The following is a 23876-nucleotide window of genomic DNA, read 5'->3' on the forward strand; positions in this document are numbered from 1 at the left end:
GTGGTGTTAACCTTTTCGCATTATCGATTATTTTTGTTCATAGGGGGACATAGAACACATGAAACTAACACGTAAAACACTGGCCGCGGCCGCCATTATGGTTGCACCGGGGATCGCAGCCGCGGGCCCGCTTTCCGCTGTAGAGGATGGGTTCACGATCCTTGACGGCGCCATCAAGGTCTCTGCATCGGGCGCCACTGACTCCGGTGGTTTCGGCGGGCTTGAAAACCTGGTGGATGGCGATCTGTCGACCGGATTTCCCAATCTGGACAATGGCAATGTCCTGACGTTCAGCTTTGACGGAGGGATCACCAATGAGGCGGGTGCGGATTTTCTGATCATTGATGGACGCTACGATGCCGGGTTTATCTCGGTGACAGTGGGCGGCGGCAGCCTCGCCTTCGACGCAGATGATTTTTATGACACCGGCGTGGATGATGCCCTCGAAGACGCTATCTCCTCCTACACATATGACGTCTTTGCGCTCCTTGTAGATCTGTCGGATTTTGGCATTGCGGACGGCGCCAATGTCTCCGGTTTCTCGATGCAAACCCTCAGTGGCAGCGCATTTGATCCGATTGACGTAGCGGCAATCCGCGAGGGCGTTGTCACAGCGCCAGTGCCTCTGCCGGCTGGCCTGCCGCTCCTTTTGGGCGGTTTGGGCGCGCTGGGTCTGGCGCGCCGCAAACGCAAGACTGCCTGATCCAGACTTTCATCTTTTGCTAACCAGCCGCGCGGTACACCCGCGCGGTGTTTTTTATGGTCCCCCTTCCTGATGGTTTGTCCCGCCTTGTCCGGGCAGGCGAAAAACCTGCGCCGGATTTATGCCTTTTGACACAGATCAAGGCTGCGACCGTTTATCCCCTTCAAAACCATTGTCAGGAATTCGAGCAACCTATATCCATTCCAAAGCTTGAATGTGGTTGAAGTTGCTCTCGACCATGACATGAGGAGAGGCCACGTGGACTACACCGCGCAGCTGGATACAGCCCTGAATAAACTGCACGAAGAAGGCCGTTACCGGACCTTCATCGATATCGAGCGTGCAAAGGGCCAGTTTCCCCATGCCACGTGGCGCAAGCCCGATGGCTCCGAGCAGCCGATCACCGTCTGGTGCGGCAATGATTATCTCGGCATGGGCCAGCATCCGGCTGTTCTGGCGGCGATGCATGAGGCGCTGGACGCCACCGGCGCAGGCTCTGGCGGGACGCGCAACATCTCCGGGACCACGGTCTATCACAAGCGCCTTGAGGCCGAGCTGGCCGATCTGCACGGCAAGGAATCAGCGCTGCTCTTCACCTCCGCCTATATCGCAAATGATGCAACTTTAAGCACTTTGCCCAAATTGTTCCCCGGCCTCATCATCTATTCCGACGCGCTCAACCACGCTTCGATGATTGAAGGCGTGCGCCGCAATGGCGGGGCGAAACGCATCTTCCGCCACAATGATCTGGACCATCTGCGCGAGTTGCTCGCCGCTGACGATCCCGCCGCGCCGAAGCTGATTGCCTTTGAGTCGATCTATTCGATGGATGGCGATTTCGGACCCATTGAAGCGATCTGCGACCTGGCCGATGAATTCGGCGCGCTGACCTATATCGACGAGGTCCACGCCGTGGGCATGTACGGCCCGCGCGGGGCAGGTGTTGCAGAGCGCGACGGGTTGATGGGGCGGATCGACATCATCAATGGCACACTCGCCAAAGCCTATGGTGTCATGGGTGGCTATATCGCAGCCAGCGATAAAATGTGTGATGCCATAAGGTCTTACGCGCCGGGCTTCATCTTCACGACCTCGCTGCCGCCTGCTGTTGCGGCGGGCGCTGCGGCCTCTGTCGCACATCTCAAGACCGATCAGACCCTGCGCGATCAGCACCAGCTGCAGGCGCGGATTCTCAAGATGCGCCTGAAAGGTCTGGGCCTGCCCATCATCGATCATGGCAGCCATATCGTGCCTGTGATTGTCGGCGATCCGGTGCATACCAAGAAGCTGTCGGATATGTTGCTGGATGGCTTTGGCATCTATGTCCAGCCCATCAATTTCCCTACGGTGCCGCGCGGCACGGAGCGTTTGCGCTTCACCCCGTCACCGGTCCATGGACCGCGGGAAATGGATGCTCTGGTGACCGCGATGGACCAGCTCTGGTCCCATTGCGCGCTTAATCGCCAAGAGCTCAGCGCCTGACGCCTTTTGCCTGCAATTCCTCTTCCAATGTGCTAATGCTTCACGAAAGTGAGCATGCAGGCCGAATCGCCTGTTAAAACATGATGTTGGGGACATCGAGGAACGCATGATCGGGCGCCGTTTTAAAACGCCAGAAGTGGAGGACGTGGCCGAAAGCCCGAAAGGGTTTGACGATTATGCCTTGCGTCTGGGCGACGTCATGCGCGGCGAGCGTGCGACGATGGGCAAATCCCTGCTCGACGTGCAGCGCGAGCTTCGGATCAAGGCGTCCTACATCGCAGCCATCGAGAATTGTGATCCCGATGCCTTTGAAACCCCTGGGTTTATCGCTGGCTACGTCCGCTCCTATGCGCGATATCTCGCGATGGATCCCGACGCGACCTTCGCGCAATTCTGCGCCGAGAGCGGCTTCGCGCCATCGACTGGAATTGACGGGGCGCAAGGCCCCCGCAAAAAGCCCGAGACCGCCGCGCAGGCCAAAAGCCTGACCGCGCTGGATCGTGATCCGTTCAAGAACCCGTCCACACCCTTCTCGCCGGCGCGCGAATCCATCTTCGCAGGCATCGAGCCGGGAGCGATTGGCTCCATGGTCGTGCTGGTGGCGTTGATCGGGGCGTTGGGCTTCGGCGGCTACTCGGTCTTGCAGGAAGTGCAGCGTGTGCAGCTTGCGCCGGTCGAGCAGACACCTGTTGTCCTTTCGGAGCTTGATCCGCTGAGCGCCGCGACCGCGCCAATGTCCGCCAATGCGCCAGCGCAGGGCGACGACGAGGTCATCGCGGCCGCGCGGGCTGGAGGCGGCGCCTTCACCCCTCCGGAAACCGAAGGGCTGGATCGTCTCTACCGTCCGCAAGCGCTCGACGTGCCGGTGTTGATCGCGCGGGATGCGCCGATCTCGACGCTGGACCCGAGCCAGTTTGGCAATTTCGCAGGTGATTTACCTGCCGTGTCGGTCGACGACGATGCGCCCGCAGTGACCCGTCGGGCCAGCTCGACGGATTTGTCCATTGGCACGTCCGGCGTTCAGGTCGTGGCGGTGCGTCCGGCCTGGGTGCGGATTGAGGATGCCAATTCCGGTGAGCTCTTTGCCGGGATCATGAATGCAGGCGATGTCTTTGACGTGCCTGCGGGATCGATTGATCCGGCCATCGAGGTCGGTGAATCGGGTGCGGTCTACTTTGCGGCAGCGGGTCGGACCTTTGGGCCCGCCGGTCCGCGCGGGACCGTGACCGAGGGGCTGCCCCTGGAGGCCGAGATCCTGGCCGCGATCCTGCCCAATGCAGATGTCCAGGCCGACAGCGATCTCAACCGCGTGTTGGCCTCATTGGGTCAGACAGAGACCACGATTGCCTCAAACGTCCCGCAAGTTCTTGATTCCACAGACAAACGCGTGACAGTTGTGGCCACGCGGACGGCTTGGGTCAGGGTGCGCTCGGCGCAGGGCACGGTCCTCTATGAGGGCGTCATGGAGGCCGGGGATTTCTACACAGTGCCCGCCACGCAAAGCGCGCCCACGATCCGCACGGGCGATGCCGGTGCAATTTTCTTCGCCGCCGCCGGTCAGACCTTTGGCCCCTATGGCTCCAGCGGTGCGATTGCCGACAATCTCGCGCTGGATGTGGCCACCATTCAGGATCGCTTCCAACCGGCGGATGTGCAGCAAAATGCACCGCTCGCGCGGGCTGTGGCGGAGCTGAACGCCTCGCTGCAACGGGCTGGCCAATAACGCCCAAAGAGCCGGAATGCGGCCATTTGGCCGAAACAGCGGCTTCCCCAAAGTGTAAACTTCACTTGACGCATTGCATCTGCAATACTGCTTGCTAGATGTAGCTCGAACTGACGCGACAGGTGCCCCGATGAGCCTCAACCACATACGCCCTTGGCGCAACATTTACCGCCGCAAGAGCCGCCAGATCATGGTGGGCGCCGTGCCGGTCGGGGGAGATGCGCCGATCACTGTGCAAACCATGACCAACACGCTGACGCCTGACGTCAAGGCGACGCTGGCGCAGGTGCAGGCGGCGGCGGATGCGGGGGCGGATATCGTGCGCATCTCGGTCCCCGATCAGGACAGCTCCCGCGCGCTCAAGGAGATTTGTCGCGAGAGCCCCGTGCCCATCGTGGCCGACATCCACTTTCACTACAAACGCGGGATCGAGGCGGCAGAGGCGGGCGCGGCCTGCCTGCGCATCAACCCCGGCAATATCGGCAGCGAAGACCGCATCAAGGAGGTCATTAAGGCCGCACGCGATCATGGCTGCTCGATCCGGATCGGCGTGAATGCAGGCAGCCTGGAGAAACACCTGCTCGACAAATACGGCGAGCCCACGCCTGATGCGATGGTCGAGAGCGGGATGGATCATATCAAGATCCTGCAGGACCACGATTTTCACGAGTTCAAGATCTCCTGCAAAGCCTCCGACGTCTTCATGGCGACCGCAGCGTATCAACAGCTGGCGGACCTGACCGACGCGCCCATCCATCTTGGCATCACGGAGGCCGGCGGGCTCACCTCGGGCACGATCAAATCCGCCATCGGTCTGGGCAACCTGCTCTGGATGGGCATTGGCGATACAATCCGTGTCTCGCTCTCCGCCGATCCGGTGGAGGAGGTCAAGGTGGGCTATGAGATCCTCAAGAGCCTCGGCCTGCGCCATCGCGGCGTGAACATCATCTCCTGCCCCTCCTGTGCGCGGCAGGGTTTTGACGTGATCAAAACGGTCGAGACGCTGGAGGCGCGGCTGGAGCACATCAAAACGCCCATGTCGCTCTCCATCATCGGCTGCGTGGTCAATGGACCCGGCGAGGCGCTGATGACGGATGTGGGCTTTACCGGCGGTGGCAATGGCGCGGGTATGATCTATCTCGCTGGTAAGCAAAGCCATAAGATGAGCAACGACCAGATGGTTGATCATATCGTCGAACAGGTTGAGAAGAAGGCTGCGGAATTGGACGCAGCCAGCGCTGCAGAGGCGCAGGCGGCAGAATAAGTAATTTTTTTCAGAGTTTTTCGCCCAGAATAGGGAAGACAATCGGGTGAAAGGCAGCGCTGAGCGCCAGACATATGATCTTGAGGCCTATCGTGACATCGTCCGCAACCACGTTGCGGAAATGCTGTTTCGCGTCGTCGGCCTCAATGCGGCGGGGCTGATCGCGACCTATCTGTTTCAGGATAGGGTTTTTCTGTATTTCCTCGGGGCATATAACCTGAGCCAGCTGGCGTTCCTGCTGATATTGCGCGCGCTGCCGGACCGGGTGTCCCTGCGCCAATTGGCGGTGCTTTTCGGGATCGGCTGGTTCTGCGTCATAGTCATTCTGAGCTCATCCGCCTATGTCTGGGTCACGCAGGGCGCTGCGGGCAAGGTGCTTGGGCTGTTGCTGATTGTGACGGTCATGCTCTATTCGACGGCGCAGAGCACCTATCATGCGATCTTTACCCGCGTCGAGGTGGGGCTGACGTCGCTGTGCCTGCTGGGGCTTGCGGTGCATACCGCGCTCATGGAAGACATGACCGGACCGGCCGTCTCCATGGTGCTCGGGCTGGTGGCCGTTCTGGCCTATTACCTTCAGGCCGCCTTCGGCACGCGCAGGGCCCATGAGCAGCTCCAGATCAATCAGGCCTTGCAGGTGGAGCGCGCGCGGGTCGAGGCCATTGGTCAGATCACTGGCGGTGTTGCCCATGATTTCAATAACTTGCTGACCATTATTCAGGGAAACCTTGAACTGCGCCGCGAGATCCAGCAGCAGGGCGGCTCGCTCATCGAGGCCGAGCAATTGATCCGCGAAGCCGAAGAGGCCACGCACCGCGCCGCGCGCACCACCCAGCAATTGCTCGCCTACAGCCGCAAGTCCGTGCTGCGGCCGGAAGTGGTCCTGATCGAGGACGTGATCGGCAATATGGACCGGCTTTTGCACTCGACGCTGCCCGCAACGATTGACCTGCGGATCAACATGCCGTCGGGCCTGCCGCCGATCCGCTGTGATGTCTCGCAACTCGAAAACGTCATCCTCAACCTCGTCATCAACGCGCGTGATGCGATGCCGGAGGGCGGGCGCGTCCTGCTGCGCGCGCGCGAGCGGGCTTGCCCGCGTCGCCCCCTGGAGCGGACCTGCCTGCAAATCCAGGTCGAGGATAATGGCGCGGGCATTCCGGAGGAGATTTTGGGCAAGGTCACCGATCCTTTCTTCACGACAAAACCCGTGGGCAAAGGCTCGGGGCTGGGCCTATCGATGGCGAAGGGTGTGATGGAGCAATCGGGTGGGCTTTTGGAGATAAGCTCCATCAAAGGGCGCGGCACCATCGTAACGCTCTCCTTTCCCTCGGTCGTGCTGGAGGCGCAACCGCGCGAGACGGTGCCGGGGCAGCTCTAGAGGGGGCGGGCGGTGCTGTCCTTGATGTCTTCATCCCGAAACTGGCGGGGAAAGCCGCCATGGGCGCGGGCGCAATCAGCCGTTGGTAAAAGCGGTCACAACCTTCCTTATCTGCCACATGGCCCCGCAAGACATCATCCAGATCGCCACTCATGCGGCGCGGCCTGGGCCGTGTAGCTGTGGCCAGTTGGTTCAGTGTTGCCCGCGACGGTGTTTGGCTGGCGGACATGGGAGACAAGACAAAGCCCGCGCCGGAAAGGGCACGGGCCTCGTAATGTGCATCGGTGCGCCGCAAGCGAGCGCGGCGCCTCCGGTTAGCCTTCGGCGCGGACGCGCGCGACGATCTCCTGCATGGCTTGCAAAGGCAGGTAGCCGCGCAACATCTGGCTTTCGACGACGAAGGTCGGCGTGCCATTGATCTGCAACCGCTGGGCCAGCGCGCGGGTTTCGTTGATCTCCCGGGCGACGTCTTCGCTCTCCATCTTCGCAATCACCGCATCGGCATCAACGCCCAGCGTATCGGCCAGCCGCCGCAGCGCCTTGGGGCTCATCTCGCCATTGAGCCGGATCAGCGCCTCATTGGCCGCCTCATAGGCCTCGCCGCCCGCCACATGCTTGACGGCAATGGCGAATTTGGAGGAAGCGGTCGAATTGGGGCCGAGGATCGGGAATTCCTTGGTGATCAGACGGATGTTGCCATCGCCCGCGATCAACTGCGCGACCTCATCATGGGCGCGGCGGCAATAGCCGCAGCGGTAATCGATGAACTCGACAATCGTCACATCGCCCTCGGGGTTCCCGCCGACATGCGAAAACCCATCGTCAAACAAAGCCGCCTTGTTGGCCTCCAGCATGGCCTCATCGTTCTGCGCGGCATCGGCCTGCTGGCGCTCTTCCAGAACGGCCACCGCTTCCATGATCACATCGGGGTTTTCCAGCAGGTAATTGCGGATTTCCGCGCGGAAGGCGGCCCGTTCGGCATCGCTCATATCGGTCAGGTCAAAGGCCTGAGCGGGCAGGGCGAGCGCGCCCAGAAGGGCCGTGGTGGTCAACAATCGGGTCATGATAATCCTTTCCTCAGCGGAGGTTTCTCGTTGCAGAGAGCACATCTTGTGCCCGCTGCCAAGGGCCAGAGCCGCGCGGCAAAAGCCCCTCGGCCCGCGCGGCATTGATCCGCGCATCTTTCAGGCGACCGGCCAGCGCATAGCGCTCGGCCGTGGCCAGCGAGGCCATGGCATTATTGCCCGCCCGCGCATAGGCCACCGCAAGATCGCGCAGGATGCGCGGATCGGAGAAATCGCGGGCGCGGGCGGTCTCCAGGGTCTTGAGCGCGGCATTGACTTGCCCCGCGGCGAGCTGCGCCCGCCCCAGGCCGCCAAGGATCAACGCATCGCCCTTGGCCATTTTGGCCGCCTGGCCATAGACTTGCGCCGCTTGCGAGAACTTGCGGTTCTCCAGCAGGATCTGCCCCTTCAACTCGCGCAGGAACGGATCGTTGGGCCGCAGCGCAATGGCCTTGTCCATATGGGTGAGCGCCTTGCCCAGATTGGATTGCCGGTGATAGGCCACCGCGCGGCGCATCTCGGCGATATCAGAGCTGGGCGAACTGCCCGCGCGGCGCAACGTCCAGCGGGGCGCGCGCGTGAAGGCGGAGAGCTTTCCTTGCGCGCGGGCAAACCAATAGGCATCCGCCGGACGGTCCTTGAAGGTGCCGCGCACGCCCGCGATCGTGGCTTCATTGGCGCGGATCCGGTCACGGGTCAGGGGATGGGTGCGGTTGTAGGGGTCCTGCCGCCCGGCGGTCAGCGCTTCCTGCCCCCGAAAGAGCTCCTGCACTTCCAGAGCGCCGCGCGGGTCGATCCCGGCATTGACCAGCGTGCGGATGGAGGTGGCGTCCGCAGAGGCCTCCTCGGAGCGGGTATGGGCGAAGAAGCGGCGCATGGCCGAGGAACGCGAGCCCGCTGCAATCCCTGCTGCCGCCTCCGGCGCACCGCTGGCCGCAGCGGCGGCTGCCAGAACCAGCCCCAGCCCCGCAGCCGAGCGCGCCGCCCGCGCATTGCCTGCGCGCCGCGTGATATGGCCATTGGTGATATGGGCAGCCTCATGGGCGATCACCGCTTGCAGTGACCGCGCGTTTTGGAGCTTCAGGATCAGCCCCGAATGCAGGAAAATATGCCGACTGTCCGCCACAAAGGCGTTGAGTGAGCCATCATTGATGACGATGATCTTCGTGCGTTTGGCATTGAGCCCTGCGGCCTGCAAAACCGGCGCGGCCAACTGGCGCAGCGCATATTCGATATCGGCATCGCGGATGATCCCGCGCGCCTGTGCGGGCAGTGCGGCCAATGTCAGGACGGTCACGAGGACCACAGGGATGATCTTTGGCATAAGCCAGCGCATTGACGGGTGCCTCTACATAGGTGAAACCGCTCTTATCCTTAGGATAGAGAGTGAAGCATGAAGAACTCAAGCCGTGGGGCCGTCGATCCCTTCATTGTGATGGATGTCATGGAGGCCGCGCGCGCCCTCGAAGCCGCCGGGCGCTCGATCATTCACATGGAGGTGGGCCAGCCCGGAACCCCAGCCCCACAAGGCGCTCGGGCCGCTGTGGCCCAGGCGATGCAGGGGGACCCCATGGGCTATACCGTGGCGCTTGGATTGCCGGAATTGCGCGCGCGCATTGCGCGGATGTATGCCGAGCGGCACGGCGTGACGCTCGATCCGGCCCGTGTGGTCATCACGCCGGGCTCCTCGGGCGCCTTCATCCTGGCCTTCACCGCGCTCTTTGATCCGGGCGACCGCGTGGCCATCGGCGCGCCGGGTTATCCTTCTTATCGCCAGATCCTCAAGGCGCTGGACCTCGTGCCGCTCGATATCGAAACCTCTGATGCCGCGCGCCTGCAACCCACGCCGTCTGATCTCGCAGATGTGGAGTATCAAGGTCTCATGGTGGCCTCGCCCGCCAATCCCACAGGCACGATGCTTAATGAAGCCGCCTTGCGCGCGCTGATCGAGGCGGCCCATGCCAAGGGCGCCGCCTTCATCTCAGACGAGATCTACCACGGGATCGAATACGAGGCCCGCGCCGTCTCCGCGCTGGAGATCACCGATCAGGCCTATGTGATCAATTCATTCTCGAAATATTATTCCATGACGGGCTGGCGCGTGGGCTGGATGGTTGTGCCCGAAGATCACATCCGTCAGGTCGAGCGGCTGGCGCAAAACATGTTCATCTGTGCGCCCCATGTTGCACAGCGCGCCGCGCTGGCCGCGATGGAGTGTGACGATGAATTGCAAGCCAATCTGGCCATATATGCCGAGAACCGCCGCCTGATGATCGAGGGGCTGCCCAAGGCGGGCTTCACGCGCTTTGCCCCGCCCGATGGGGCCTTCTATGTCTATGTGGATGTCTCTGAGCATACCTCGGACAGTCTCGCCTTTGCCCGTGAAATCCTTGAGGAGGCGGGGGTTGCCGTCACGCCGGGGTTGGATTTCGATCCCAAGCGCGGGGCCACGACCCTGCGCTTTTCCTACGCCCGCGCGACAGAGGATATCGTGGAGGGCTTGCGGCGGCTGGAGATTTTCATGGCCGGGCGGAGGGGCTAGCATATGGGCAAACTCTGCGCGATCTGGATGCTCCTTGTGGCGGCGCTGCTGCCCTCGGGCGCGCTGGCGCAGGACTTTGGCGTCGCGGCACGCGCGCTGCCCGAGCAGAGCGTTTTGCGGGACAGCTGGCGCGGCGAGACGCAGCTGCGGCTGGAGCTGTCTGCCGGTGTGCCCTGGCGCGCCTACACGCTGACGGCCCCGGACCGCGTCGTCCTCGATTTCCGCGAAGTGGATTTCTCTGGCCTCGATCTGGCGGCTTTTGATGGCTCTGACGCCGTCAGTGAGCTGGCCGCCGGGCCCTTGCGCGCGGGCTGGTCGCGCATGGTGCTCGTTCTGGCCGAGCCGCTGGCCATTGCCGAGGCGGGCCTTGTGACCGAACCAGAGGGTGCGGCGCTCTCGCTGCGCCTGCAACCCACGGACCGCGCCAGCTTTGACGCGACAGCCGGCGCGCCCGCCAGCCCGGATTGGCAGGACGCGCCGCTTGTTCTGGGCACGCCCGAGACGGGGGAGAGCGCTTTTACCATCGTGATTGATCCGGGCCATGGCGGCATTGATCCCGGGGCCATTCGCGCAGGCTACAAAGAGGCCGATCTCGTCTTGCGACTGGCCCTGGCGCTGGAGGAAGCGCTGATCCGCTCGGGCGCGGACCTGCGCATCATTCTCACCCGGCGCTCTGATGATTTTGTCTCGCTGGAGCGTCGCGTGGCCATTGCCGCGCAGGCGGGCGCGGATGCCTTTGTCTCGCTGCATGCCGATGCGATTGCAGAGGGCCGCGCGGAGGGGGCGTCGATTTTCACGCTTCCGGACCGCGCCAGTGAGGCGGCGACGGCCGCGCTTGTCGAACGCCATGAACGCGGCAATCTGCTGGCCGGTGTCGATCTGAGCCGCGCAGATGACGAGGTCGCCCAGGTGCTCATTGATCTGGCCCGTCAGGACAGCCGGCAGCGCTCGCAAGCGCTCGCGCGGGCGCTCAAGGACGGGATTGTGGGCGCGGGCGTCATGATGCACAAAAATCCTCTGCAAGAGGCAGGCTTCTCTGTTTTGAAATCAGCGGACATTCCCTCCGTGCTGGTTGAGGCGGCGTTTCTGTCCACCGATGCGGAGCTCGAACGTCTCAAGGATCCGGCATGGCGCGCGCGCATTGCGGGGGGCCTTGCTGAAGGTGTGCTCAGCTGGGCGACGGAGGATCGCGCCATCGCGCCCTTGCGGCGTCAATAGGATCAGGGCCCGGGCCGGGGTTGCAGCCCAAGCCTGTGCCAGTCCCGCGCGATTTGCAGCAGCCGCGCATCGCTGTCAGGTGGCCCCATGATCTGGAGGCCAAATGGCAGGCCGCGATCGAGCCCCGCAGGCACCGCCAGACAGGGCAGCCCGATGAGCGATGCCGGGATCACAGCCTCCATCCAACGGTGGTAGCTGTCCATCTCCACGCCCGCGATCTCGCGCGGCCAGGCCCAGTCCGCCGGGAAAGGACGCACCTGCGCCGCAGGCAGGATCAGCGCGTCATAGGTCTCAAAGAGCGCCATCACCGTCCGGTACCACGCCGCGCGATCACTGGAGGCGCGCAGGATCTCCGCACCGCTGAACGCGAGCCCCCGGTCCAACTCCCACAGGGCTTCGGGTTTGAGCCCATCGCGGCGATGGGCGAGCGCGCGCAGCGACCCAGCAACCACAAGAGATCGCAGGTCAATCCAGCTGTGCCAAAGCGCGTCCCGGTCAAAAGGCGCGGGCAGGGCGGTCACGGCGTGCCCCAGCGCTTCAAACTGTTCCAAGGCTGCCTCATGGGCCGCCAACAGCCCCTCTTCCATGGGCCAGGCGCCGCCCCAATCGCCCAGCCACCCGAGCCGCAGCGCGCCGGTCTCTGCCGTCAAGGCAGGCGTGACCTGTGGCAGATCCCGCCCATGGGGCTGCCGCGCGTCGGGCCCGGACATGACATCCAGCAGAAGCGCCAGATCTTCAGGACAGCGCGCCATCGGCCCATTTGTCGAGAGCATATTGAGAAAGCGGTCTCCATTGGGCTCACTGGGCACACGCCCAAAGCTGGGGCGCAGCCCATAGACACCGTTCCAGACAGCTGGGTTGCGCAAGGAGCCCATCATGTCGGAGCCATCAGCAATGGGCATCATCCCGCAGGCCAGCGCCACGCCAGCCCCCCCCGAAGAGCCACCAGCGGAGCGCGCGGGATCAAAGGGATTGCGGGTCACGCCATGCACGGGGTTGTAGCTGTGGGATCCCAGCCCGAATTCGGGTGTATTGGTCTTGCCAAACACGAGAGCGCCCGCTGCACGCAGCCGCGCAATATGCGGGTCATCTGCTGAAACGGCCCTCGTGCTCGAAAGGGGCGAGCCCATCGACGTCGGAAAGCCTGCGGCATTGGCCAAATCCTTGACCGCGAGGGGAAGGCCGTGAAGCGAGCCCGTCGGCGCGCTCTGATCCGCGGCATGGGCCAGCGCCATGGCCGCGTCCCGGGGCAGGGCAGAGACCACAGCGTTCAGCGCTCCATTCTGGGCCTCCAGCTGATCATAACAGGCCGCCATCACGTCGACCGCTTTCAGGCGCCCCGCACGGAGCTGGGCTGCCAAGACATGGGCTGGTGCCATCACATCTGCCATAGAGCCACCCCCTTCCTGTTGCTGAAAACATCGCGGAGGGAGTCCGCAGGACGGGGGTCTGACCCCCCGACATCGCACGCCAGTATCGGCGCGCTAGCCGTCATTCTGGGCATCGGCCCGGCTTTTGCCCGCGACATCCATGGCCAGTGTTGCAGCCATGAACCCATCAAGATCGCCATCGAGCACACCTTTGGTGTCCGACGTCTCATGACTGGTGCGCAGGTCTTTGACCATTTGATAGGGCTGCAACACGTAAGAGCGGATCTGGTTGCCCCAGCCCGCATCGCCCTTGTTCTCATGCGCCTCGTTGATGGCGGCGTTCCGCTTGTCGAGCTCGAGCTGGTAGAGCCGCGATTTGAGCGCCTTCATGGCGATGTCGCGGTTCTGGTGCTGGGATTTTTCCGAGCTTGTCACGACGATGCCCGTGGGATTGTGGGTGATGCGCACGGCGGAATCGGTCGTGTTGACGTGCTGGCCGCCCGCGCCGGAGGAGCGGTAGGTGTCGATGCGGATATCGGCGGGGTTCACCTCGATCTCGATATTGTCATCGACCACCGGGTAGACCCAGACCGAGCTGAACGAGGTATGCCGCTTGGCCGCGCTGTCATAGGGAGAGATACGCACCAGCCGGTGCACGCCGCTTTCCGATTTCAGCCAGCCATAGGCATTGTGGCCGGAGATCTTGTAGGCCGCCGATTTGATCCCGGCCTCGTCGCCCGGGCTCTCCGATTGCAGCTCGACCTTGTAGCCCTTCTTCTCGGCCCAGCGGACATACATCCGCGCCAGCATCGAGGCCCAGTCACAGCTCTCCGTGCCGCCTGCGCCCGCGTTGATCTCAAGGAACGTGTCATTGGCATCCGCCTCACCATCGAGCAGCGCTTCGAGCTCTTTCTCGGCGGCCTTGGCGACCAGCGCCTCGATCCCGGCTTCCGCCTCGGAGACGACCTCGGCGTCGTCCTCCATCTCGCCCATCTCGATGAGCTCGATATTGTCCGACAGATCCTGCTTGATCCCCTCATAGGTCGCGACCTTGTCCATCAGCGTCTGACGGTCGCGCATCAGCTTTTGCGCCTTCTCGGGGTCGTTCCAAAGATCGGGATCTTCGGTCATGGCATTGAATTCTTCCAGCCGGTGCGGGGCGGTCTCGTAATCCATCCGCTGGGCTAGAAGCTCCAGCGAGGTTTCGATCTTCTCAACCATGTTCTGAATTTCAGCGCGCATCCCGGGGCCTTGTTCTGACTTCTGTCTGCGAGATGTAGCCCAGCCCTGCGCGCCTCACAAGATGGCGCGGGTGATGCGTTGGGTGACGAGACAAGTGATTCTGGCTGAAGTCCCATGGAAACAAAAACCGCGCAGAGCCTCGATTGCACAGATGCGCGAAACGGCGCTCCCAGGCTGCGTCCGCCAGATACCCCATTCTGGCGGGCTTTGCGTATCATGATACCCAATCAGGCGACTTTTGGACGGAAATGCGGCGAACCTGCCTTTTTCCTCTGGCCAGTGCGCGTGCGTTCTTCGTAGCACAAAGGGGCGTAACTCGTACGGGTGGGGGCACCTTATCGAGTGGAGACGTTATGAAGACCTTTTTGATCGCCGCCAGTGCTCTGTGCGCCTTTGCCATGCCCGCTGTCGCCGCAACATTGAGCGGTACATTCAGCGTCGACATTTACCAGCGCACCAATGCCACATCCGCCGAGGCGCGCGCAGATGCCGCCAACCTTCTGGCGGCCGATACGGTCTTTCTCGAAACGATCACCTACACAGGCCAGATCGACTTCGGCACACGCAACATGGATGACAGCACCACCATCGAAGACTGGCTCAACACCGGTGTGGGCGGCAGCTTCACACCGCTCTCCAGCACCACAGCCGCCTTGCAGCTCAGCCGCCCGAACATCCGCCAAGGCTCGGCCACGGTGACGTTTTTTGACTTCACGGCGACCTTCCTGAGCGGTTTTGACTCTGTCATCCGCCATGACGATGGCATCACCGCCTATGACGATGGCGTGGCCTATGCCACACGGGCCAACCCGACATCCGTCGTCAATACCAACGCGACAGGCTTTGACGGCGGCGATTGGCGCCTGCTTTACGCGGCGACAAATGGTGATCCCTCGATCCTGAAAGTCACGGGATCAGACCTGCCCGATCCCTTCATCGCGCCTGTGCCGCTGCCTGCGGGATTGCCACTCTTGCTGGCGGGTCTGGGAGGGCTGGCGCTTCTGCGCCGCCGCGCCGCCTGACGTCTCATTGACATAAACCCCGTGAGTGAAAAGGGTCGGCGCGCTGCGCTGGCCCTTTTTGCGTTGCGACACTACAGGACTTTCCACAGGCCGCGACGCTCTGGGCAGAGCAGGGGAGCGCGTAGGCTCACATGGCGTAAGGCCGCAGAACCTCCGCTTCCGCCCCGAAAGGCGCAGCTGTTGGAGGGAGTTGCGGCAGGATAACTGCCTTTTCCTGCTGCACTTGCTTGAGCATGACCGGCACGAGCTTACCGAAGGCGGCCGGGATAGACGGCTCTGGCGGGGGCAGATCATGGGCGATCAACGCATGCAGCCGCGGGAGATTGTAATAGGGCACCATGGTGAACATGTGATGCTCGATATGGTAGTTCATATTGAGGTACAAAAAGCGCGAGATCGGGTTCATCAGAACCGTGCGCGTGTTGAGACGGTGATCCGTGACGTTCTCCGCCAGCCCCAGATGCTGCAAAACCCCCGTCATCCACATATGCCAGGCACCATAGATGCGCGGCAGGCCAACAAGCATCAGCGGCAGGAGCGAGCCCGACCAAAGCGCAGCACCGATCACACCGGCATGCAACACAGCCCAGATCCGCGCCGTCCGGAAGATCACGGGATAATCCTGTGTGCGCAGGTAAGGCGCTTCCTCGGGATGCACGCGGCCCGTCAGATGCAGCCAGTAGCGCGGCAGCGCATGGGTCACGAGATCAGTCAGGCCAAAGATATTCAGAAGCAGTTTGACCAGATCGGGCGGCCGCATGGCCTGAATTTCAGGGTCGCGCCCGACGATGATCGTATCGGTATGGTGGCGGACATGGCTGGCGCGCCAGACCACAGGCGAGCGCAACAGAAAGAAGCTCGCGATCTGGTAGATCACCTCGTTTTTCCAGGGCGTCTTGAAGGCGGTGCGGTGCCCGCATTCATGCCAGCGCGCATCGGAGGCAGAGCAGTAGAGCACGCCGTAGGCCATCCAGAAGGGCAGGGACCACCATGAGCCCCAAAGCGTCACGGCTGCGGCCCCGCTCATGACAAGCGCACCCAGCCAAATGAGCGCATCCCGCGTGGGGCGTGCATCCTCTTTTTCCATCAAGGCGCGGATCGCGGCGGGGTCCACTTTAGTGCGGTACCATTTGGGATTGGCCCGTCCCTCCGCCTCGGCGCGGCGCGCGCCTGCGCCGGATAGCGCGTAATCCTGAGCATGTGTCTCTGTCATGGGTCGCAGCCTAGGAAACCTCGTGCAACAAGGTCAAGCACAGGCGGAGAGATGCTGAGATGTGCGGGGGCTGAGGCAGGGAGACCGCCCCCAAGAGGGGCGGGTCTCGCAGGTGGGTCTGGCGGCTGATGCGCCCGTCAGCTCTTGCGACGCGCCAAAGCCAGGCCGCCGAGGCCGGCCAAGAGCAGCGGCAGGCCTGCGGGCAGGGGAACCGGCGCTGTGACGGGTGTTTCGGTGAGCGTCACATTGTCGATCACGATGCCGCCCAGATCAGAGGCGCCCAGATGCTGGAAGAAGATGGCGCCCGTGCTGCCATTGCCAAGAAAGCTGAAGCTGAGGCTTTCGTAGGCGCCTGTGCCATCGCTGGTGCGGGTCCCGGTGGTTGTGAGGCTGTCGGAAAAACCGCCCACGCCGAAGTTCATCGAGTTCGGGTTTTGTTGCTGGAAGTAATTCCATGTGTAGTCAAATGTCAGCGAATAGAGCGCGCCCGTGGTCAGCGTGAAGCTTTGGGTTGTCTGGATATGGCCGACGGTGCCCGAGGAGCCATCAAGGTCAATGCAATTGCCCGTATTGTAGCAGATCTGGGGGAAGTAGCCGGGGCCTGTGATGTCCACGGCACCACTGACTGCGGACCACCCCGAAGGTGTCCGGTTGGCCCCTGCAGTGTTGTTTTCGAAATCGTCTTCAAACAGAACGCTGGCGGCGAAAGCGGGGCTGCTGAGGGACAGAGCCAAAGCGGCGAAGAGAATGGGTTTCATGGAAAGGGCCTTTCAAAATCGTTAACGGTTTCGGTTTTTTAGAAATGAGACGGAGCAAAGCTCCTGTCAAGTCATCGTCGCCGGAACATGGTGCATCTGGCGCTGCGATACGTGCACGAGACACCTGCGCCACCGGGAGTTCGGGGGGCCAGCCCCCCACGCGCTGCGCGCGTTCCCCCCGGAGTTTACATGGCAAGATGAAGGAGGCCCGAGGGGGCGTCGTTGCGCCTCGGGCAGCCGCTGGGCAGGCTTAGTAAAGACCGCCTGAGGAGAGGGAACCGAAGGAGGCTTTGGGGCCCACGATTGCCTTGCGCCCGGTGGAGGTCGTGACCTGACGCGAGCCACCGCCGCCCACATCGAAGCGCTCGAAGCTGCCGCCCATGGCGAAGCCGCCGTCGAAGGTGATGCCGAAGACAGGCTCTTCGCCGGGACGGAAGCATTCCGCCACGACATTTTCGCCTGAGGCCCCATCCGAGATCCGGGCGCCCGAGAAGCGGTCGATGTTGATGAACTCACATTCCTCCGGCGCGCGGAAAGGACCGCTGCCGTATTTCTGGATGGCCTTGCTCATGAACTGGTTGAACACCGGGCCGCACATGCCGCCCCCCGAGGCGCCGCGCCCCAGCGAGCGGGGATTGTCATAACCGATATAGCAGCCCGCCACGATATTGGAAGTAAAGCCCACGAACCAGACGTCCTTGGCGTCATTGGTCGTGCCCGTCTTGCCTGCTGTCGGCACGCCGAGGTTCACGGCCTTGGCCGCTGTGCCGCGCTCAACAACGCCTTCCATCATGGAGCGCAGCTGGTGCGCTGTGACGGCATCCATCACGCGCGAGCGATCAGAGAGGACGCGCGGCCCCCGGTCCGAGGCAATGCCCGGCACGTCGCAATCGGTACAATCGCGGCTGTCATGGCGGAAGATTGTTTTGCCGAACCGGTCTTGCACCCGGTCGACCAGCGTCGGCTCAATCCGCTCGCCGCCATTGGCAAACATCGCGTAGGAGGCGACCATCTTGTAGAGCGTCGTCTCGTCAGAGCCCAGCGACGCAGCCAGCACCTGGTTCATCCGGTCATAAACGCCAAAACGTTCGGCATAGCCCGCCACGACATCCATGCCCACCTCCTGCGCCAAACGGATCGTCATGAGGTTCCGAGATTGCTCGATGCCGGTGCGCAGAGGCGTGGGGCCGTAGAACTTGTTGGAGGCGTTCTTGGGCCGCCAGATGCCCTGCGGCGTGTTGATCTCGATGGGCGCGTCCACGACGATTGTCGCGGGGGAATAGCCGGAATCGAGCGCTGCGGCATAGACAAAGGGCTTGAAGGCCGAGCCCGGCTGGCGCTGCGCCTGTGTTGCCCGGTTGAAGACGGAGTTCTGGTAGGAGAAGCCGCCCTGCATCGCGATCACCCGGCCCGTATTGACGTCCATGGCCACGAAAGCGCCCTGCGCCTGCGGGACCTGCCGCAGGCTCCAGCGGACAAACTGCCCGCCTTCCGTCCGCTCGCGCACATGGATCACATCGCCAGGCGAGAAATTCTCGAAGAGATTGCCGGTAAACCAGTTGGTGTCAGAACGGGGCAGGGTCATGCCGCGCGGATCAGCGGTCGAGATATTCTCGATACCCAGGAGCAGCTCGTTCTCCCGGACCTCGCGCACCACGGCCACATGCCATTTGGCATCGAGCTCGATATCGCGCGCCACGGACACCTCACTGAGCGCCGCGCGCCAGGCGCTTTCGTCGCCCAGTGTCTCGACAGGGATCGTCTTGCCCGTGCCGCGCCAGCGCCCCGCGCCACGGTCATATGCCTCCAACCGCCGCTGCAGCGCCTGCGCCGCCTCGACCTGCATTTCGGGATCAATCGTCGCGCGCACGGCCATGCCGCCGGAGAAGAACTCCTCCTCGCCAAAATCGCGACTCAGCTGGCGGCGGATCTCATCGGTGAAGTAATCGCGCGGCGGCAGGGAGCGGCGGAAGGGCTCGAAATCACCGTTCTGGACCGAGCGCACGGGCTGGGCCACCTCGACCTCATATTGCGCGGGCGTGAGATAGCCGTTCTCCTTCATCTCGCGCAGCACGAAATTGCGCCGGTTTGTGAGCCGCTCGATCTGGCGCACGGGGTGGTATTGCGAGGGCGCCTTGGGCAGGGAGGCCAGGAAGGCCGCCTCATGAGGCGCAAGCTCCGAGAGCGTCTTGTTGAAATAGGTCTGCGCCGCAGCGGTCACGCCGTAGGAATTCTGGCCCAGGAAAATCTCGTTGAGATAGAGCTCAAGGATCTTCTCCTTGGAGAGAGTATCCTCGATCCGGGTGGCCAGGATGATCTCCTTGATCTTGCGCTCGGCGCGCCGGTCGCCCGAAAGCAGGAAGTTCTTCATGACCTGCTGGGTGATCGTGGAGGCGCCGCGCACATTGGAGCCGCGCGAGCGCACGGCCTCAACCGCCGCCGCTCCGATCCCGCGCACGTCATAGCCCGCATGGGTGTAGAAATTCTTGTCTTCCGCCGAGATGAAGGCCTGTTTCACCAGATCGGGAATATCCTCGGCGGGCGTAAAGAGCCGCCGCTCCTGGGCGAATTCATCAATGATATTGCCCTCGCCGGAATAGATCCGGGAGATCGTCGGCGGCGTGTATTGCGCGAGGCTTTCATGGGAGGGCAGATCCCGGCCATACATCCAGAAAATCGCCCCGATGGTGATCGCCACAACGGCAGCCCCCAGGGTGATGAGGCTGAACACGCCTCCAAGGATCGACATAATGAATCGCAGCACCAGCGCGCCCTCCTGCTCTCACCCCGTTATAAAGGTATCCCGGGGGTGGGTCAAAAGAGGCTGCGTCACATTTGTGCGGGGTTTTGCTGGTGGGCGGAAGTGCCCATCTCGCGCAATGGGCCGGTGCCCCCGAAACCGTGGACTGCCAGAATGTGCGCGCTTGGGACAAAGGTGGGATGCGCTGTGGTTGATTGAGAGAGGGACGGCTGCTGTGCGGGACGAAGCGGACATTGTCTTTTCTGACTTCGCTGACACAGCATTTGTTCGCACATGCGGCAATACTTTTGATACAGCGCAACGCGTGTCGTCACTGCGGTCGTTCGCAGGGGTCGGTTTCGCTCGCACCGACGCGTACTTTCGCGGCAGCCACGTCAGACAGGAATGATGCGGACTTTCCTACAAATCAGTTTTGTCGTTTGAAGGTCTGCTATGTGCGCTTTGCAATATCAGCGAAAAACGCAACCGCCGAAGGTTGTGAACTATCGGCAGTGCGACGGGTTCGGCCACAAAATAACCAATGCGGACGGCGGCGTTAGGAACGTCACGACGAAAATGCACTCCCCTTCCATGGCGAAATGGGTGGCCGTCTTCGCTATGCGCGTCCCGAGGCCGGAAGCATCGGGCCTCAGTACCAATCCGAAATCCCACTCGTCTCGTTCTCTTTGAAAACCGCCCCAACAGGCATAATTGCCGTCTGCCAGAAACGCCCAAGGCCCCAGCCCGCCCCGCGCCAGACCGCTTCATTCAAAGCGATGAAGTTGACGGCCTGCGCCTGATCCCAAGCCGGCTCCAGCAAGGGCATATGCACTGCCCTCCGCGGATCGGACATATGGTGTGCGACATGGGCTAGAGCGATGTGTGACTACCAAACGAATTTGAGGTTTGGTTTCATGGCCATGGCTTCCCCAGGAAGGGATGCAGCTAGTACGCCACGGGTCGGACTTTCCAGACGGGCAACCTACAGGTTGTCTGTGAATGTGTTGAGCTGCTTGAGCGACGTGATGTGGTGCAACGTCTTGCCCTTGGCACGTGCTTTGATTTTTTCGAGCAGATCTTGCGTCCAGAAACCGCGCGACAACTTGAGGTACTTGAAACCTGCGAGGGTGCCTTTGAGAACCGAGCTTCCTTCGGGCCACCCAAGCGGCCTGACGAAGGGGCCCTTGAGGAACCTCTTGATCACCCACCAGTAGTGAATGCGGTAGGGCAGATCGACGTAGACGAGCGTGTCCGCCGCATCAATGCGATCCCAAAAGGAGCGCATGGTTCCCAAGCCTTCAATCACCCATTCGTCGGATGCGATCAGCTCGGCATGTTTCTGGTGGAAGACGTTCCTGTCAACGAGGTCGCCGTTTTGACTGTATTCCAATAGGTCCAGCGGAAACAAGGCGATGCCGGTCGCTTCGGATATCCTGCGGCTCAGCGTCGACTTGCCGCCCGCAGGCTTTCCGAAAACCGTCACTCTTTTGATGGTTGCTGTGGTTGAGGCGTCCTGTGTCATCTTGTTTTTCTACCTGCCGAAGCCGTGGCAATGGAAGCCCGTCGGGGGGCTTCAAGTCGAGGCGGTCAATATGTGATGGAGCCAATCGCGGACCGAACTTTCCAGCCCGATGAGGTCGGCTGCGAGGAATACCGCAGGGACCGGCGCCACTGCAACTGCTGTGCAAAGGAGGAATTGCCTGAGGGTCAGCGACCGGCTGTATCCAATGGCCATCGCGATGCCGCCACCGCCGCCCACGACCGTGTTGCCGGGCATGTTGATCATGGCGATGAACGCCAGACCGCGAAATCGTAGTAGGTGCTGCAGGGTCGGCCGATTGCGCAGCCTGTCGTGCAGGAGTGCGATCCCATCGGGCGTCCGGAGAGCGTCGCCCGTGCCATTGCCGCGCGGGTAGAGATGCGCGTGGCGCCCCGCTATGAAGGCGATGGTCAGACCGAGAACGGTTGCGGCATAGACTGGCACGGCCATTGACGATCCCAAGGCCAGCATGACGGCGAGGCCGATTTCTGCGCTTGGCACAAACGGGACGGCAAGGAGGACAACGTAGAGCAGCAGAACGATCCAGACCATGCAGAGCGATTGCATTCCGATCTCCAGCTCTGCCAGGAGTGTCGCGGGGACTTCGAGCGAATGGGAAACCAGCGAATACACAAGTCCGACCATGAGAACCAAACAGAACAGACGGGCGCAGCGCCGCAGCGGTTTAGGTTTGCCGATCCAGACGAAACACATGGGGTTCGCATGGTGGGTCATGACGCGGGCCGCGCGGCTGGTTTGCCGAGTGTTGTCCACGCGATCCACGAGATTGCAACCAACGCCAGAATTGCGACCGAGAAGTGCAGCACATCGTCGAGGTCGGTGGGCGGTGAGAGGATCGCGGGACCTGCCGTGAACACAACCGCGACGGCCGTTGCCGGACGAAGCCAGCGTGGCTGGAGCAGAAGCGACAGAAGGACCATTGAAATCGGCACAAGCGCAAGAAACCCGCCAAGCAGCATCAGCTCATCTGTGATCAGCATGCCGTCGTAGTAGCCGGTCAGGAGCATCTCGAGATGCGACTTCAGAGCGAATTGGTGGATGTCGCGAAAGATGATGTTCAGCAGGATGAACAGCCAGAGCGTGGACAGAAGTGTGTGGGGGTCGAGTTTACGCATATCGGTTTCTTTGTACTTGGGGTTGGAGGGCATCAGTCCTGGGATTGCGACCGACGCGAGACGGCCACGGAAAATCGGGGCGTCGCAACGGTGCGGCGGATGACGAATTCCGCGGTCAGGAGGTTGAGCACCCACGCCGCGACCATGATCAGCTCCCGGAAGAGGTCGAGAGGCTCGACACCAGAAAACGCCATAGCCACGATGAATAGTGCCGTCTGTGTCGAGGCCCCCTGGCCAATAGCGTAGGACCGCAGCATTGCGGCCCGGTGTGCCGCGACATTTCGGGCCCTGAGCGCAATCACCGCCCGGAACAGGAAAGCGAACATTGCAAGGCTGAGAAAGACACGTGCCCAATAAAGCAGCGGTCCCTGAAGGGCAGGTGGAAAGACGTAGAAAACCGTCATCCAAAGCCCGGCCAACGCGCTGATCGCGCCTGCTGCGACAACTACACGGCCAAGGCCTCTGTGAACGGCTGGGCGATCCCGTCTGACGCTCGGCAGAAACTGAACCGCGCCGGCAAGACAGAAGATCGAGCTCGCCAGGATGTGGAGGATGATCGGGACCGGGTCGATGACTGCGCGCGGATTTGGCGGCATGATCGTCGGCCCGCCAACAAGTTCCGGTATCCGGAAAAGGCCCAGAATTGCCGGAATGAACGAATACACCGCCACTACCGCCAGGAATGTCCATTCGTTTTTTGTAAGTCTGCGCATGGTGGGGTCCGGTTGTTTTGATGCACGCTCCCGACGGGGGAGGGGTGCAAAGGATGCGGCTTGAGGTCAGAGGGGGCGCTGCGCAATGATGAAAGGGTTCAGTCGTCCCTTGCCGAAATATCGGCACTCGACGAGGTCGAAGCCTGCGCGGACCAAGGCATGGCTCAGTTCGGCCCTGCTCAGGATCGTGACGGGCGGCGCGATGCCAATGATGCCGAGGGCACGAACGAAAATGCGCAATGGCCTGCCCGCGTCTCCGAGACACACCGTCTTCGACATGAACAAGCCGCCCGGTTTCAGTTGATCGTAAACGGCGCCCAGGACGGAGGGCACGTCTTCCACTAAGTGAAGCATGCTGAACGCCGTGATGATGTCGAAGGGCGCGCCGGGCAGTCGCGCGGTCGCATCAGCGCGCACGAATGTCAGATTGGAGACATCGGCGGACGCGCGTTTTTCTTCGGCGATGTCGATCATGCGGCCCGAGATGTCCGTTGCGGTGAGTTCCGCGACATGCTCGGCTAGCCTGAGCGCGGTGCTTCCAGTTCCACACCCGATCTCAAGCATCCGGTCCTCTGCATGCAGAAGGGCACGGACCCGGGCGATCTTGGCGTCATAAGCTGCAGGGTCGGCAATCGGCCTACGGGCATACTTCGCAGCGGCCTTGTCCCAGAAAGAGAGGGATCGGTTTGAGTAGGTGGTGGTGTTCATCACGTCGGGCCTCCTAGATTGAAGACCGTTTATCTGTGCGTCAGTAAATGGTGGATT

Annotated in this window: 21 protein-coding genes; 8 read left to right on the forward strand and 13 right to left on the reverse strand. The window is 62.2% G+C overall.

What is annotated here, in order from left to right; genetic code table 11:
- Positions 1 to 58: 58 nt before the first annotated feature.
- The 5 genes from ACP15S_RS05405 (at position 59) to ACP15S_RS05425 (ending at position 6553) form a co-directional block, all read left to right on the forward strand.
- Positions 59 to 703 carry a VPLPA-CTERM sorting domain-containing protein gene (locus tag ACP15S_RS05405; protein ID WP_425038549.1) on the forward strand — a complete coding sequence of 215 codons (645 nt, stop codon included), beginning with the start codon at positions 59 to 61 and terminating at the stop codon, positions 701 to 703.
- A 258-nt stretch (positions 704 to 961) separates the two neighbouring features.
- Positions 962 to 2185 (forward strand): 5-aminolevulinate synthase, encoded by a 1224-nt coding sequence (gene hemA, locus ACP15S_RS05410; RefSeq protein WP_425038550.1) that lies wholly within the window; start codon positions 962 to 964, stop codon positions 2183 to 2185.
- A gap of 106 nt (positions 2186 to 2291) precedes the next feature.
- Positions 2292 to 3908, forward strand: a complete 1617-nt coding sequence (locus ACP15S_RS05415) for a helix-turn-helix domain-containing protein (protein ID WP_425038551.1) — start codon at positions 2292 to 2294, stop codon at positions 3906 to 3908.
- Between the two features lie 130 nt (positions 3909 to 4038).
- Positions 4039 to 5172, forward strand: coding sequence for a flavodoxin-dependent (E)-4-hydroxy-3-methylbut-2-enyl-diphosphate synthase (gene ispG, locus ACP15S_RS05420; protein ID WP_425038552.1), 1134 nt, complete (start codon positions 4039 to 4041; stop codon positions 5170 to 5172).
- A 46-nt stretch (positions 5173 to 5218) separates the two neighbouring features.
- Positions 5219 to 6553, forward strand: coding sequence for a sensor histidine kinase (locus ACP15S_RS05425; protein WP_425038553.1), 1335 nt, complete (start codon positions 5219 to 5221; stop codon positions 6551 to 6553).
- A gap of 314 nt (positions 6554 to 6867) precedes the next feature.
- On the opposite strand, the gene ACP15S_RS05430 is transcribed toward ACP15S_RS05425, so the two are convergent.
- Positions 6868 to 7617: a DsbA family protein gene (locus tag ACP15S_RS05430; protein WP_425038554.1), complete on the reverse strand. Its 750-nt coding sequence runs from the start codon at positions 7615 to 7617 to the stop codon at positions 6868 to 6870.
- Between the two features lie 13 nt (positions 7618 to 7630).
- Positions 7631 to 8941 (reverse strand): M48 family metalloprotease, encoded by a 1311-nt coding sequence (locus ACP15S_RS05435; RefSeq protein WP_425038555.1) that lies wholly within the window; start codon positions 8939 to 8941, stop codon positions 7631 to 7633.
- Between the two features lie 69 nt (positions 8942 to 9010).
- Here ACP15S_RS05435 and ACP15S_RS05440 point away from each other — a divergent pair, with 69 nt between their 5' ends.
- The gene (locus ACP15S_RS05440) at positions 9011 to 10159 is read left to right on the forward strand and encodes a pyridoxal phosphate-dependent aminotransferase (RefSeq protein ID WP_425038556.1); all 1149 of its coding nucleotides are present in this window, start codon (positions 9011 to 9013) and stop codon (positions 10157 to 10159) included.
- Positions 10160 to 10162: 3 nt separating this feature from the next.
- The gene (locus tag ACP15S_RS05445; protein WP_425038557.1) at positions 10163 to 11377 is read left to right on the forward strand and encodes an N-acetylmuramoyl-L-alanine amidase; all 1215 of its coding nucleotides are present in this window, start codon (positions 10163 to 10165) and stop codon (positions 11375 to 11377) included.
- A gap of 2 nt (positions 11378 to 11379) precedes the next feature.
- Here ACP15S_RS05445 and ACP15S_RS05450 read toward each other — a convergent pair whose 3' ends face one another.
- The gene (locus ACP15S_RS05450) at positions 11380 to 12768 is read right to left on the reverse strand and encodes an amidase (protein WP_425038558.1); all 1389 of its coding nucleotides are present in this window, start codon (positions 12766 to 12768) and stop codon (positions 11380 to 11382) included.
- A gap of 93 nt (positions 12769 to 12861) precedes the next feature.
- Entirely contained in the window at positions 12862 to 13989 is a 1128-nt protein-coding gene (gene prfB / locus ACP15S_RS05455) for a peptide chain release factor 2 (RefSeq protein ID WP_425038559.1), read from the reverse strand.
- A gap of 353 nt (positions 13990 to 14342) precedes the next feature.
- On the opposite strand from prfB, the gene ACP15S_RS05460 reads away from it, so the two are divergent.
- Positions 14343 to 15011: a VPLPA-CTERM sorting domain-containing protein gene (locus tag ACP15S_RS05460; protein WP_425038560.1), complete on the forward strand. Its 669-nt coding sequence runs from the start codon at positions 14343 to 14345 to the stop codon at positions 15009 to 15011.
- 127 nt (positions 15012 to 15138) lie between these two features.
- On the opposite strand, the gene ACP15S_RS05465 is transcribed toward ACP15S_RS05460, so the two are convergent.
- From ACP15S_RS05465 to ACP15S_RS05505, 9 genes are all read right to left on the reverse strand, one after another.
- A complete protein-coding gene (locus ACP15S_RS05465; RefSeq protein WP_425038561.1) occupies positions 15139 to 16224 on the reverse strand; it encodes a fatty acid desaturase in 1086 nt (361 codons plus the stop codon).
- A gap of 137 nt (positions 16225 to 16361) precedes the next feature.
- Positions 16362 to 16982: a VPLPA-CTERM sorting domain-containing protein gene (locus tag ACP15S_RS05470; protein WP_425038562.1), complete on the reverse strand. Its 621-nt coding sequence runs from the start codon at positions 16980 to 16982 to the stop codon at positions 16362 to 16364.
- Between the two features lie 250 nt (positions 16983 to 17232).
- Entirely contained in the window at positions 17233 to 19746 is a 2514-nt protein-coding gene (locus ACP15S_RS05475; protein WP_425038563.1) for a penicillin-binding protein 1A, read from the reverse strand.
- Between the two features lie 625 nt (positions 19747 to 20371).
- Complete coding sequence (locus ACP15S_RS05480) at positions 20372 to 20548, reverse strand: hypothetical protein (RefSeq protein WP_425038564.1); 177 nt, start codon at positions 20546 to 20548, stop codon at positions 20372 to 20374.
- A 156-nt stretch (positions 20549 to 20704) separates the two neighbouring features.
- Complete coding sequence (locus tag ACP15S_RS05485) at positions 20705 to 21244, reverse strand: adenylate kinase (protein ID WP_425038565.1); 540 nt, start codon at positions 21242 to 21244, stop codon at positions 20705 to 20707.
- Between the two features lie 51 nt (positions 21245 to 21295).
- Positions 21296 to 21997: a hypothetical protein gene (locus tag ACP15S_RS05490; protein WP_425038566.1), complete on the reverse strand. Its 702-nt coding sequence runs from the start codon at positions 21995 to 21997 to the stop codon at positions 21296 to 21298.
- Entirely contained in the window at positions 21994 to 22398 is a 405-nt protein-coding gene (locus tag ACP15S_RS05495; protein WP_425038567.1) for a DUF6326 family protein, read from the reverse strand. Before ACP15S_RS05495 ends, ACP15S_RS05490 begins: the two co-directional genes overlap by 4 nt.
- A gap of 32 nt (positions 22399 to 22430) precedes the next feature.
- Positions 22431 to 23111, reverse strand: a complete 681-nt coding sequence (locus ACP15S_RS05500) for a DUF2306 domain-containing protein (protein WP_425038568.1) — start codon at positions 23109 to 23111, stop codon at positions 22431 to 22433.
- A 66-nt stretch (positions 23112 to 23177) separates the two neighbouring features.
- Positions 23178 to 23819 carry a class I SAM-dependent methyltransferase gene (locus ACP15S_RS05505; RefSeq protein WP_425038569.1) on the reverse strand — a complete coding sequence of 214 codons (642 nt, stop codon included), beginning with the start codon at positions 23817 to 23819 and terminating at the stop codon, positions 23178 to 23180.
- Positions 23820 to 23876: the final 57 nt, after the last annotated feature.

The sequence above is a fragment of the Primorskyibacter sp. S187A genome, from assembly GCF_049800955.1.
Taxonomy (GTDB): domain Bacteria; phylum Pseudomonadota; class Alphaproteobacteria; order Rhodobacterales; family Rhodobacteraceae; genus JAKVBH01.

Bases quoted from the DNA above. Each gene is read 5' to 3' on its own strand.
- ispG (WP_425038552.1), top strand. From the start codon at position 4,039: ATGAGCCTCAACCACATACGCCCTTGGCGCAACATTTACCGCCGCAAG.
- ACP15S_RS05470 (WP_425038562.1), bottom strand. From the start codon at position 16,982: ATGAAACCCATTCTCTTCGCCGCTTTGGCTCTGTCCCTCAGCAGCCCC.
- prfB (WP_425038559.1), bottom strand. From the start codon at position 13,989: ATGCGCGCTGAAATTCAGAACATGGTTGAGAAGATCGAAACCTCGCTG.
- ACP15S_RS05480 (WP_425038564.1), bottom strand. From the start codon at position 20,548: ATGCCCTTGCTGGAGCCGGCTTGGGATCAGGCGCAGGCCGTCAACTTC.
- ACP15S_RS05460 (WP_425038560.1), top strand. From the start codon at position 14,343: ATGAAGACCTTTTTGATCGCCGCCAGTGCTCTGTGCGCCTTTGCCATG.
- ACP15S_RS05485 (WP_425038565.1), bottom strand. From the start codon at position 21,244: ATGACACAGGACGCCTCAACCACAGCAACCATCAAAAGAGTGACGGTT.
- ACP15S_RS05450 (WP_425038558.1), bottom strand. From the start codon at position 12,768: ATGGCAGATGTGATGGCACCAGCCCATGTCTTGGCAGCCCAGCTCCGT.
- ACP15S_RS05445 (WP_425038557.1), top strand. From the start codon at position 10,163: ATGGGCAAACTCTGCGCGATCTGGATGCTCCTTGTGGCGGCGCTGCTG.
- ACP15S_RS05430 (WP_425038554.1), bottom strand. From the start codon at position 7,617: ATGACCCGATTGTTGACCACCACGGCCCTTCTGGGCGCGCTCGCCCTG.
- ACP15S_RS05505 (WP_425038569.1), bottom strand. From the start codon at position 23,819: ATGAACACCACCACCTACTCAAACCGATCCCTCTCTTTCTGGGACAAG.
- ACP15S_RS05465 (WP_425038561.1), bottom strand. From the start codon at position 16,224: ATGACAGAGACACATGCTCAGGATTACGCGCTATCCGGCGCAGGCGCG.
- ACP15S_RS05440 (WP_425038556.1), top strand. From the start codon at position 9,011: ATGAAGAACTCAAGCCGTGGGGCCGTCGATCCCTTCATTGTGATGGAT.
- ACP15S_RS05415 (WP_425038551.1), top strand. From the start codon at position 2,292: ATGATCGGGCGCCGTTTTAAAACGCCAGAAGTGGAGGACGTGGCCGAA.
- ACP15S_RS05495 (WP_425038567.1), bottom strand. From the start codon at position 22,398: ATGCGTAAACTCGACCCCCACACACTTCTGTCCACGCTCTGGCTGTTC.
- ACP15S_RS05490 (WP_425038566.1), bottom strand. From the start codon at position 21,997: ATGACCCACCATGCGAACCCCATGTGTTTCGTCTGGATCGGCAAACCT.
- ACP15S_RS05500 (WP_425038568.1), bottom strand. From the start codon at position 23,111: ATGCGCAGACTTACAAAAAACGAATGGACATTCCTGGCGGTAGTGGCG.
- ACP15S_RS05405 (WP_425038549.1), top strand. From the start codon at position 59: ATGAAACTAACACGTAAAACACTGGCCGCGGCCGCCATTATGGTTGCA.
- ACP15S_RS05435 (WP_425038555.1), bottom strand. From the start codon at position 8,941: ATGCCAAAGATCATCCCTGTGGTCCTCGTGACCGTCCTGACATTGGCC.